Annotated in this window: 7 protein-coding genes and 1 pseudogene; 6 read left to right on the forward strand and 2 right to left on the reverse strand. The window is 59.4% G+C overall.

Annotated elements, in window-relative coordinates; translation table 11 throughout:
- Nucleotides 1–36: 36 nt before the first annotated feature.
- Together GRI58_RS12525 and GRI58_RS12530 are read left to right on the forward strand one after the other, a co-directional pair.
- Nucleotides 37–2,694 (forward strand): TonB-dependent receptor, encoded by a 2,658-nt coding sequence (locus GRI58_RS12525; protein WP_160753948.1) that lies wholly within the window; start codon nt 37–39, stop codon nt 2,692–2,694.
- Nucleotides 2,695–2,764: 70 nt separating this feature from the next.
- Nucleotides 2,765–4,771: a tetratricopeptide repeat-containing sulfotransferase family protein gene (locus GRI58_RS12530; RefSeq protein WP_160753949.1), complete on the forward strand. Its 2,007-nt coding sequence runs from the start codon at nt 2,765–2,767 to the stop codon at nt 4,769–4,771.
- A 103-nt stretch (nt 4,772–4,874) separates the two neighbouring features.
- On the opposite strand, the pseudogene GRI58_RS12535 reads toward GRI58_RS12530, so the two are convergent.
- Both GRI58_RS12535 and GRI58_RS12540 read right to left on the reverse strand, forming a co-directional pair.
- Nucleotides 4,875–5,366: pseudogene (locus GRI58_RS12535) on the reverse strand (IS5 family transposase); the annotation flags it as partial.
- A 125-nt stretch (nt 5,367–5,491) separates the two neighbouring features.
- A complete protein-coding gene (locus tag GRI58_RS12540; RefSeq protein ID WP_160753950.1) occupies nt 5,492–8,110 on the reverse strand; it encodes an ATP-binding protein in 2,619 nt (872 codons plus the stop codon).
- 206 nt (nt 8,111–8,316) lie between these two features.
- On the opposite strand from GRI58_RS12540, the gene GRI58_RS12545 reads away from it, so the two are divergent.
- The 4 genes from GRI58_RS12545 to GRI58_RS12560 all read left to right on the forward strand — a co-directional run bounded on the left by GRI58_RS12545 (nt 8,317) and on the right by GRI58_RS12560 (nt 11,509).
- Nucleotides 8,317–8,745: a hypothetical protein gene (locus tag GRI58_RS12545; protein ID WP_237452292.1), complete on the forward strand. Its 429-nt coding sequence runs from the start codon at nt 8,317–8,319 to the stop codon at nt 8,743–8,745.
- Nucleotides 8,746–8,819: 74 nt separating this feature from the next.
- Nucleotides 8,820–9,893: a hypothetical protein gene (locus GRI58_RS12550; protein ID WP_160753952.1), complete on the forward strand. Its 1,074-nt coding sequence runs from the start codon at nt 8,820–8,822 to the stop codon at nt 9,891–9,893.
- 25 nt (nt 9,894–9,918) lie between these two features.
- Nucleotides 9,919–11,058, forward strand: coding sequence for a hypothetical protein (locus tag GRI58_RS12555; protein WP_160753953.1), 1,140 nt, complete (start codon nt 9,919–9,921; stop codon nt 11,056–11,058).
- Between the two features lie 22 nt (nt 11,059–11,080).
- Nucleotides 11,081–11,509, forward strand: a complete 429-nt coding sequence (locus GRI58_RS12560) for a hypothetical protein (RefSeq protein ID WP_160753954.1) — start codon at nt 11,081–11,083, stop codon at nt 11,507–11,509.
- Nucleotides 11,510–11,965 lie beyond the last annotated feature (456 nt).

Genomic DNA, 11,965 nt, shown 5'->3' on the forward strand with positions numbered 1-11,965 from the left:
CCCTTGCGGCGATTGATTGCAATGAGGGGTATCTCGATGTTGAATTTTCGATCCAGCGCTTCGCTGGGCGTACTAGCCGCTGCTATTGCCACGCCTGCCATGGCGCAAACCGTCAACAGCCAGCCCGCGCAGGCTGCCGCCAACGCCCCTGGCACACAGGCGCAGGGCAAGATTCGCAAAGGTGGCGTGCAAACGATCGTCGTAACTGCGCAGAAGCGCACACAGGATCTGCAGGATGTGCCGATCTCGGTGCAGGCGCTGGGCGAAGAAGGGCTTGAGCAGCTCAACGTCAACACTTTCAAGGATTATCTCAAGCAGTTGCCATCGGTCACCGCGGGCGGCAGCGGGCCGGGGCAAAGCACGATCTATATTCGCGGCCTTGCCTCGACCACTCCCAATCTCACTACGGCCGGTGTGGCGGGGCTTGCGCCAAACGTCTCTCTTTATCTCGATGACCAGCCGCTGTCGCAGCCGGGACGCAACCTCGATGTCTATGCTGCCGATCTCGCCCGGATTGAGGTGCTGGCAGGACCGCAAGGTACGCTGTTCGGTGCGAGCTCGCAGGCTGGCGTCGTCCGCCTCATTACCAACGAGCCCAAACTGGGTGTGTTCGAAGGCAGGGTGACTGGTGGAGTTTCCTTCACCAAGCACGGCGACATGAGCGAGAAGGCAACCGCCGTGCTTAACGTGCCGGTGACCGATTCACTGGCCGTTCGCGGGGTGGTCTATCTCGACCATCAGGGCGGCTATATCGATAACGTCCACGGCACGCGTGACGCTTCGGAAAGCGGGCGTTTCCGCGAGGCGGGTACGGTGCGTTACAACGGCGTTCCCGTCAGCCCCGGGCGCGCCGGGTTCCAGGCAGGCGCCGATCTGTCGAACGTCAACCTCATTTCCGCCGATAACACGGGGCTGGTGAAGGACAATTTCAACACCGCGCAATATACCGGTTTCCGGGTGTCCGCGCTGTGGGAAATCAACCCCGACTGGAAGCTCAAGGTCGCGCATATGCGCCAGAGCCTTGATACCGATGGGGTGTTCTTCGAAGATCCCACTCTCGGCGATCTGAAGATTCAGCGCTATATGCCCGACACCATGAACGATCGCTTCAGCAACACCGCCTGGACGCTGGAGGGGCAACTGGGCGCGCTGAACATGGTCTATACCGGTGCCTTCACGGACCGGAAGACCGACCAGACGGTCGATTATTCGGATTATCTCTTCGTCGGGCAGTACCTGCCTTACTACATCTGCGATACGGCGGTGGTTTATCCCACCTATGTCAGCGCCGCGCCAGCGGACCCGACCTGTCAGGCGCCGAACCTGTCGGTCAAATCGCATTCCGAAATGACCAAGATCACGCAGGAGCTGCGCTTCAGCACTCCTGACGACTGGCGTTTCCGGGTGCAGGCAGGTGGCTTTTTCTCGCGTCTGGTGCTGAAGGAGCGCAACGACTTCTTCTATCCCGGCTCGGTGAATGTGCGCGGGTCCGATGGTGTCACCACCGGCTTCGTGGACAATTATCCGCTGACCAATGTCAATGCGCCTCCGGGTATGACCGGCAATGCCAGTGCCGGCTATTTCTCCGACCCCGGCCCGTTCCCGCCGGGGGTCATCTTCCGTAACGATGTCAAACGTACGGACCGGCAGATCGGGCTGTTCGGTCAGGCCGATTTCGATATCGTTCCGGACAAGCTGACCGCGACCTTTGGCCTGCGCTATTACGACGTGGAAGTGGGCCTGTTCGGCAGCGCCAATTCCTCGTTCTACAACCTCAATTCGGCTATCTTCGGTCCGAATGCAGGTGTGGCTCCGGGCACCGCTATTGACGCCCAGCTTGGCGGTACGAACATCAGCGCGCTCTATGCACCGGGAAATCCCGCCGGAGCGCCGACGCGCGCCCGGTCCAAGGGTGTAATCGTCAAGGGTACGCTGACGTACAAGCCGGTGAGCGGGGTGCTGTTCTACGGCACTTACTCGCAAGGCTTCCGTCCGGGGCTGCTGAACCGTCCGGGCGGTGCGACAAAGGGCAATTACACCGTGCCCTATGCCCTGCAGACCGACAATGTCGACAATTACGAAATCGGCGCCAAGCTGGAGCTGTTCGACAACCAGCTGGTGTTCAACGCCAGCGCATTCTACGTCGACATCACCAATCTGCAGACCACGATCTTCGATCCCAGCATCGTCAATCTGTTCTTCTCGGACAATGCGGCGGATGCATGGATCAAGGGTGCGGAGGGTCAGTTCACCTTCGCTCCCTATGCGGTGCCGGGGCTAACGCTTGCGGGCGCATTCTCTTTGCTCGATACCAAGATCACCAAGGTGCTGACGCCCACCAACGACGTACAACTGGGCAGCCATCTGGCCTATGCGCCCCCGTTCCAGGGCAACCTCAGGGTGCGTTACGAATGGGCGCTGTCAAACACGATCGATGCGCATATCATGCCCTCGGTGGTGCATTCGGCATCCAAGTTCACCGACATCATCGACATCAACAAGTTGCGGCTCAAAGGCTATACGACCTTCGGCCTGACCGCCGGGATCGCCAAGGACAATTGGACCTTTGAGATCTACGGAGACAATTTGACCGATGAACGGGCGCAAATCAGCGGTGATTTCTACTATGATCGCCCGCGTGTCGTGACCAACCGCCCGCTGACGGTGGGTGCGCGCTTCTCGGTCGATTTCTGACCGCAGGCGCATCATACCAATCCCGAAGGGGGCGGTCGCGTGTCCGCCCCCTTTCGCTTATGGAGGGGGCATGAGCGCAATCGAAACAGCCAAGGCCGGACAGACGAACACCACCGTTGCCGATCAACTCGATCGGGCCAAGCAGCAGCTCCAGGCCGGGGATCATGCAGGGGCGCTTACCACCGCGCGCGCTGTCGCCGTCGCCGAGCGGGATAATGTCGATGCGCTGTATATCGCAGCGGTCGCGGCGCGCTTTGCGCATGATTTCTCCGCTGCGCATGACCTGCATCGCCAATTGCGCGAGGTGGCGCCCGAATTCGGCCGTGGGTGGCAAGAGGCGGGCCATCTCGCGCGCGATGAGGGGAGAGCGGAAGATGCCGTGCGGCTCTATGCCCGAGCGGTGCAACTCAACCCAGCGCTTGCGGCGAGCTGGGCTGCGCAGGCGCAATTGCTCCAAGGCTTGGGTCGGCAGGCCGAAGGCCATGCGGCGCGCCTGCAGGCAGAGCGGCTGGCGCAACTGCCCCGTGAACTGGTCGCCGTTACCAACATGATCCACGAAGGGCGGATATTGAAGGCCGAGAAACTGTGTCGACAGTTCCTTCAGGGCAATCCGCGCCATGTGGAGGGTATGCGGCTGCTGGCCGATATCGGCAGCCGGTTGGGCGTGCACGAGGACGCTGAATTCCTGCTGGAAAACGCGGTCGCGTTCGAGCCGGACAATATTCAGTTACGGCTCGATTATATTCAGGTGTTGCGCAAACGGCAGAAATTCGCCGAGGCGCTGGAACAGGCGCGCGCGCTTTATGACCGCGATCCGGCTAATCCGCTGTTTCAGTCGCATCTCGCGATCGAGTCACTGCAAACCGGCGATTACGACCGGGCGCTGGCGCTGTTCGAACAGGTGCTGAAAGTGCTGCCCGAGGATCCGGCAACGCACACTTCGCGCGGCCATGCGCTGAAGACGCTTGGGCGGCAGGGCGAGGCGATTGCCTCCTATCGTCGCGCGATTGCCGCCCGCCCGGAACAGGGCGATGCCTTTTATGCGCTGGCCAATCTTAAGACCTATCGTTTTACCGATGAAGAAATTGCAGTGATGCAGGCGCAGATCGCGCGCGGCGATCTTGGCCTGATGGACCGCGTCCATCTGGAATTCGCGTTGGGCAAGGCGTTCGAGGATGCGCAGGACTTTGCGCAGTCGTTTCGCCATTATGACGCGGGAAACAACCTCAAACGTCAGCAGACGCGCTATGATGCGGATCAGATGCACGCCGAGCTGGCCGCGCAAAAGGCGGTCTGCACGCCAGAGCTGTTCGCTGCGCACGAGAACGAAGGGTACGAGGCGCCCGATCCGATCTTTATCCTAGGCCTGCCGCGCGCCGGATCGACCCTGCTGGAGCAGATTCTCGCCAGCCATAGCCAGGTCGACGGCACGCTGGAGCTGCCCAATATCCTAGCGCTGGCGCACCGGCTGCGTGGCGACAAGGCGGGCCAGTCCAACTATCCTGCGGTACTGGCGGAGGTCAGCGACGAACAGCTCGGCGATTTCGGGCGACAGTATATTGAGGATACCCGCATCCACCGACAGGGCGCGCCGTTCTTCATCGATAAGATGCCCAACAATTTCCGTCACATCGGGCTGATCCATCTGATCCTGCCCAACGCGAAGATTATCGACGCGCGGCGCGATCCTATGGATTGCTGCTTCTCCTGCTTCAAGCAACTGTTCGCCGAGGGGCAGGAGTTCACTTACGGGCTGGAGCAGATTGGGCGGTACTATGCCGACTATGTCGACCTGATGGCGCATTGGGACGCGGTTCTGCCAGGCCGTGTGCTGCGCGTTCAACACGAGGATGTGCTTGAGGATCTCGAAGGCCAGGTGCGCCGGATGCTCGATTTCTGCCGCGTGCCCTTCGAGCAGGCTTGCGTGGATTTCCACCGCACTGAAAGGGCAGTGCGCACCGCCAGCTCAGAACAGGTCCGGCAGCCGATCTCGCGAGCGGGCCAAAATGCATGGAGACCCTACGCGGAATGGCTCGAGCCGTTAACAAAAGCGCTTTCCAGCGTAGGTCCAGAATAATTTTAATTGGCAAATTCAATATCAGCAAAACGGATCAAAGATGCATGACGTTGATGCTTTTGACTATTGCTGTTGCAAAGCTAGGCTCAGGGCTCATTGATCGGAGCCAGAAGATGACGGTGACGGCGAGGGCGATGTCCGAGAAGAAAGCCGTAGGGCACCGATCGTAGCGGGTGGCGACGCGGCGCCAGTCCTTGAGGCGGCCGAACATGATCTCGATGCGGTTGCGGCGTTTGTAGCGACGCTTGTCGTAATTGATGGGATCGAGACGCAATTTCCGCCCAGGAATGCAGGGATTGATGCCCTTTTGTTGAAGGGCATCCCTGAACCAGTCGGCGTCATAGCCGCGCTCCCCCATCAGCCATTGCGCCTTGGGAAGGTCGTCGAGTAGCGCGGCAGCGCCGGTATAATCGCCGATCTGACCTGCGGTCATGAAGAAGCTGAGCGGACGACCGTTTGCATCGGTGACGGCGTTGAGATTGAGCTACGCTCGCCTTCGGCCCGGTGTTCATGCCTCCTTTGGTGCGGCCAATAAGCCGCCCGAGATCCCCATTTTTGCCCGCAGGCTCGATGTCGTGCGGTGCGCCTTCAAGTAACCCCAACATTCATGACAATCATCTCCTTCAATCAAAGTAACAAGAGAAAGCAGACGTCTAGCGAGCGGCTATTGTATGGCCGAATTCCACAGCGCCCGCTCCGGTATTCCGAAAGATGCCCAAGCTATTGGTTTCCACCAATGATCCATGGTTCGTCGCGCAGTTTGAGCAATACTGCCAGCCTGTTTTCCGCCTCGAGCTTTTGCAGGATCGCCGAAACGTGATGCTCGATAGTGCGCTGGGAGCGCGACATCTCCTCGGCGATTTCGGCGTTGCTCAGGCCCTGTGCGAGATATTCGAGAACGATCATCTCCTTTGCGGTGAGACTGAAAGGATTGTCGCGCGACGCTCTGTAGGGCCCGCGGGGCAGCGAAATCTCCTCGCGTCGAAGACCGCGTTCTTCAAGCAATTGCGTGAGCCGGGTAAGCGTGGCTCCGGCTTCCTGCCGATGCAGTGCTGAGAGGGCAGCGGAAACAGTCTGTGGCTTGTCGCATAACCCGAAGCAAACATGGGCCAGATAATCCGCGCCCAGTCGCGCAAACGCCATTCCCGCAGCTTCAAAATCGCCTGCCAGCGCCTGGCCGAAGGCGGTGCCATCGGCTCCTTGCGGTGGAGTGTACGTCAGCCCGCACAAGACTCTCCAGAACGCGTATTCCGCGTCGCTCCAGCGACTGAAACTTGCTGCCCCGATCCGGTCGAGCGCGGCGCAGGCCTCTTGCGCAGCCGACGATGAGCCGACCAGCCACGCGCGCTCAAGCATGCTCAGAAGTACTGGAATAACATACTGCACCTCTCCGGTCGCGAGCGCATCCTTGTGCGCCTTCTCAAGCGTACGAGGCGCCTCCTCGTCGCCAAGCCTCAATTGAGCGCGACCAAGCATGATGCGCGCGGGCAACCGCATCAGCAATGTCTGACCCGGTGTTCCGATAACCCTGCGGCAGATCTCCTCGACCTCCCGCAATCGTCCCTGTTCAAGCCGTAACTGCGCCTTGCGGCCGAGCAGGTAAAAGGTCCAACTGTCCAGATCGTGATCGGTATCGAAGGAGATACCACGCTCTAGCACGTCCTCGGCAAGATCAAGGCGCCGCATATCGACCGCATATTCGGAAAGGTTGGTGAAAACCCGAGCGGCGTCCTCATGGAGATTGTGCCGGAACGCAATCTCGAGGCTACGTTCAAGGTCGGCAATACCGTCGGCATCGCCAAGAAACATCCGTGCCGTACCGATATTGTTGAGCGCGTGAACTTCCACTTCAGGGTATGGCTCCTTTCCGATTTTTTCGAGTGCGCGCCTGCCCCAGCCGATCGCTTCATCCATGTGGCTCGACAACATCTCCATCTGCGACCGCATTGAATAGGCGAGAGCGAGCTGGCGATCATCGTCGATCCGCTCGAACATTCTCACTGCATCGTCGAGATAGCGGTTCGCCTGCACCGCCTCTCCGCGGTACCAATGCAGGCGTGAAAGGTGCCGAAGATTGTCAGCGATCTTCAAGTCATTGCCGATGGCGCGCCACATGGTCAACGCGTGACGCCGGGCCTCGACCACCCGATCATCGATTCGGTGCGAGATTGCCGCTTCATATGCCCAGCTTTCATAAAGCTGGGCCGCTTCCGTTGGCTCGGCCTCGTCGATGTGATCGAGTGCCGCCTCAAGATAATCGGCCGCTTCCTTGTGTGCTCCGAGCAGCGCCGCCCGCTTCGCTGCGATCGGTGCGAACTGCAGTACGCGCACAGCATCTCCCGCACCGCGAGCATGATGCAGTACTTCACCGGCATCATAACGTTCAGGCTCTTGCAACATGCTTTCGAGATGCCGGAGGTGGAGATTGCGCTTGTCGATCGAGGAACAACGATTGCTTGTGGCCAACCTCGCCAGTTCGTGCCGGAAGCGCAAACGGTGCTCATTATCCTTCGTCAGAATGGCCAGATCGATACAGTCCTGAAGCAGGCGGTCGTGATTCTCGATCCAGCGGCAATGCAATTCAGGATCGATCGGCACGGGGATGATGCTGAGCGCTTCGAGCAGACCGATATGGTCCGACGAGAGCCGCGATAGGCGGCTGTTGACCGCATCCTGTACCGAGACGGGTACCTCGCCGCCTGCCTTGTCGCTGGCGAGGATTTCCGACAGAAAGAATGGATTGCCCCCGGTAATCTCCAGCAGGCTTTGTGCATCCCGACCGCTCTCGTTCGCAAGGCGGGTAACGGCGGCCAAGGATAGCGGGGCCAGTTCGATCCGCTCCATCTGGCTTGTGGGAATGTCGCCGAAAACGCGCAGCAATGGATGGGTCCGGCCGAGCTCGTCATTGCGATAGCTGACGATCATCAGAGCACCGCAGAGCGTGATCCGGCGGCCGAGAAATCGGATGAAATCGAGTGTGCCGATATCTGCCCAGTGCACATCCTCGAGGATCAATACCTTGCGCTGGCGCCCTTCGGAAAGCTGGGCCAGCAGACGCGAGAACAGCGCTGTTCCATGACCAGACTGCAAACCCTGGTCCGGCCCTCCAAGCATGGCTGCAATGTCGAGGACCGGACCGAAGGGCCGCGGTGTGAAGAGCGCGTCGCACATGCCCCAGATGCACTGGCAGTCATCCGGCAGGTGCGCCGCAAATTCACGTAGGAGGGCGGTTTTACCGATTCCGGCTTCGCCTCCGATCGCCACGGCATGACCGGTTTCACCCGCTTGTTCGAATAAGTGGGTCAGACGCAAAAGTTCACGATCTCTCTCAGCGAGCATCGGCCAAGTTTGCCCCATTCGCAAACTTACGAACAGGGAAGACTTCAAAATTAGGTATGACCCGAGCGAAAATTGGGTGTGACCACCGGAGCGGTGAGGGAGCACCGCGGTATTATTGGTGCAGATTTTCCGGATCGAAGGCCCCAGCTGAAGGGCAATTGAAGGGAATTGATATGCGCCAAGGATTCCTCATTTTCCTACCCGCGATGGCAATCGCGCTGATCATGGCGAGTCCCGCCCATGCCGGGGTGTATATGCGCTTGGCCAAAGCATCGGGCGGTAGCGGCGGTGCGGCCGGAACTGCTTGCGGCGCTGCGGAGGATGCCAGGCATGATCAGTGGATCGAACTGGTATCTGTCGGTTCGGTACTGGAGCGTTCGGCAAGGCGGGGTGAAGCGGGTCGGGTCCTCGCCAAAGTGCGTGGCAGCAAGGCGGCCGGCACTGTTAGGAGCTTGATGGAATGTGGGGACAAGCTCCAGCTCACAATTCGTGACGGCAAGCACAAATATCTGCTTTCAGGCGTGTCGATCAGGAAGACGCTGCGTGATCCCGCAAACCGCGAGCGAGCCGATCCGGTCGAGACTTTCCAGCTCACCTTCGGGAAGGTCGAGATTACCCACGAATCACGACGGTGAAACGCAGGCGCAGCAAGCGACACGCCATCTGCCTCACCTCCGATATCGACAAAACCGCCAATGGAGTTCAGCCGATGAAGATTATCAAACAAGCGTCCTCCGCCGGCATCTTTGCATCCAGTGTGTTGCTGGCATCGGGGGTACAGGCATCACCCGTGATCGAAGCGTTTCAGGTGTTCCCGGACAGTGATGCCGGGGTTGGGCAGACCAGGATTGTCGTGAAAGGTAATGGGGGACGTTATACCCGCGTAACGACGGACACGGTTTCCGCGTGGCTGCGCGTGACGGGCCATTCGCCGAAACGTGCGCTTTCCCATAGAGGCAGCGGCATACGTATCGGTTCGTTCGAACATGGCTTCGCAGAACCCGGTAACCCGAAGATATATAGGATCGATTTCGCCTATCAGGCCCCACGCAACGGAAGTTTCGATGCGGTTCTGTTCTGCAATGGCAAGCTAAACGCACTCTCGGGCAATGCGCGGCGAGATTTTCTGCGCGATGGCCAGACCTACAACCTGCGCAATGCCTTCGACGGATCACTCAGCTCCACCTGGTTCATAGCTGACAAGCCCGGCCCGGGCTTCGAGGATCCACCCACCTTGCAAACCTGGACAAATAGCGTGGAGATCATTGCGCAGGTGAAATGCGCGGCGCTTGACGCCCATGCGGGGCGAAGCACAACTCCTGCGCCAAGGCGCACTTCTCCCAGCGCTCCTCGGCGCACAACGCCTCCGCCCGATGTGCAAGCATCGCTCAGGACCGCTAAACTGGCGGTCCGGCGTGTCGGCCCCTGGATCTGTCCGACTGCGATCCGGCTCGTCGGGCGTATCGATGTCGGGCATCGCTTCGAAGGTTCGGCGATCTTTGGCGCGCATGGCTGGTTTTCCCCACGGTCCACGCTCGCCTTCGACAAGGCAGGCGGTCGTTCGATCGTCGTGTCTTATCCAATCGACTGGAGCACTACATCTACCGGAAGCCTGGCGGCAGGTGGCAACCGTGCCCCGCGTCGCAATCTGACTTTCCATTTCAACATCGCGAACGCCAGCCTGACCATCGTGACATCGGCAACCAGAACGACCCGCGTCACCTGCCGTGCGCCGAACCCAGGAGCGAATGGAGCAGCGATCGACGACGGTTTGAGCGACTGAGCGAACCATGAGGAGGAAGGCGGGAATGGCAGGCATTCATCTACGTCGGGCCTTAAAGGTGGGAATGGTGGTGCTGATCGTATCGGCCAGCCCAGTCGCCGCACGAGAGTTGGTCACCATCCGACCGGCAAGCGATGCCGATGTGCCGGGCGGCGCGCTGGGCGTGAAAAGCCGCGCGCCTGTCATTGAGGTAGAAGGGATCGCGCGCGGCAGATACGGCCACATCAAGAACGAAAAGCTGGTGGCATGGATCGTCTATTTCGGCTCGCGTCCGGACTGGGCCCGCCGTTTCAAGCGCACCGATGTCTTCGTCGACAATGTTAAGGCTCAGGAATTGCCGGGCCCCGATCATCCCAACGGGCCTTATGCCCAACCCAACGGCTACGCCTATCCCATCTCTTTCAATTACCGCACACCCGGCATTTCCAATGATCCGAAACATCTCAAATCGGTCCAGACCCGCTGCAATGAGGCGGTTGCCAACGCGAAAGGACCCGAGCGAAAGCGCTACATCCAAAATGGCGTGATCCTGAAGATGCCTGCAGCCTATCTCGTCAAGGTAGCGGTGATCTGGGATAGTCGCGGCCGGTTCGAACGGGCGCCGCCAATAGACACGACCTGGATCGGTGCGACGATCAAATGCCTTCCGACCGGGCATTTCGCGGCAACTTCGAAGGGCACGTCGGCCAACTCAGCCTCGCAAGCCGACATTGCGAGAGAGCTGAACAAGAAGAGACATAAAGACCGCGATGAAAATCCGTCGAACGAGAGTGATCCATCCGGTAGCCGGACCAATCCCAAGTCGACGGTCAGAAAGTTGTCACTCATGACTGCCCCGGCCGATATCGAGCGCATAGGCAACTGGATCTGCCCGAAAATAATCCGCCTGCGCGGTCGGGTGGATGTGCGGCGGAACTTTGAAGGAAGCGCGATCTTTCTGGGCGACCATTGGTTGTCGGATCTGAACCGGCTCGACTTGGACGGAACAGGTGGCCACTACATCGTCGCCAATTATCCGATTTCGTGGCCCATTGGCGGTCTTTCGTCCGCCAGCGAGACGGCCCCGCGCCAGCAACTCTCATTCAGCTTCAACGTCAGCGACCAGCGCGGCTTGCTCAAGCGCAGCGTGCGCAAGGACGTGATGGTCGCTTGCCGCGCAATTTGAAAATCATCGGAAGGAGCGCGAAATGCTACTAAGAACAGCCTTGATAGTATCCGCAGCACTCGTCACCTCCAATGTGGCCGCGGCACAAGAGCAGGAACAAGCCCGGATAGAATTTCGGTCTGTTGCCCTTGACCAATCCCGCTTCATCAGCGCTGCCTCAGTGCGGAAAGCAGGGGGTTTTCTCAAGCTCGCAACCCGTTCTGGTGCAAGCTTTACCATCACGGCAGTCAAGCCGCCGAAGGGCTATCCGGATAGTTGCCTCATAGATCGGGCTTCTCTCGAGAAGCAGGTCGCCAAGCTTGGATTTGCCGGCAAGATCCAGCCAGGCGGGAGCGAGATTAAAATGAAGGCAAAACGATCGGGAGATCAAACGATCTGCCAAGGCGAAGGGAACGGGTGTGTTGTAATCGTTGCAGACTGGGACCCTGATGATCCGGTTTTGCCGAAATAGGCTCGCAGCTATGATATTTGTTGTCGGCAGCAGCCTTGGCGCTGGTCTTGTTTGTCCCGCAGGGCGCGGCAGTCCGATGATAGACTACGCCAAAGCCAAGCCTGAGAGCGCGCTCGACAGCTGACTTGCAGCACAGCAGAACAACGCCAACGCAACCTTGCTGTCCAATGCGGTGCGATCTTACCTAGTCGATGCGCGCCTGCGGTTGTGGTTCAAGACCCGAGGCCCAATGTGGCGGAATGTCGTCTGCGACCATTTAGTAACAATGAAAACATTCAAAACTGCCGCGTAAGGCAAGGCCGCGACCTGTGTCGTGAGGCATGATGCTGACTGCAAATGGCTCCAAGTGGTGCGGTTCTTCACACAGACCGACCTTCGCGCACACGTCAGGCGAGTGCAAGAACCGGTATTCTCTTGCGCATTTGATATGGCAAATCGTGGAAAAGAACATATAAA

It is taken from the genome of Qipengyuania algicida, assembly GCF_009828025.1.
Lineage (GTDB): Bacteria > Pseudomonadota > Alphaproteobacteria > Sphingomonadales > Sphingomonadaceae > Qipengyuania > Qipengyuania algicida.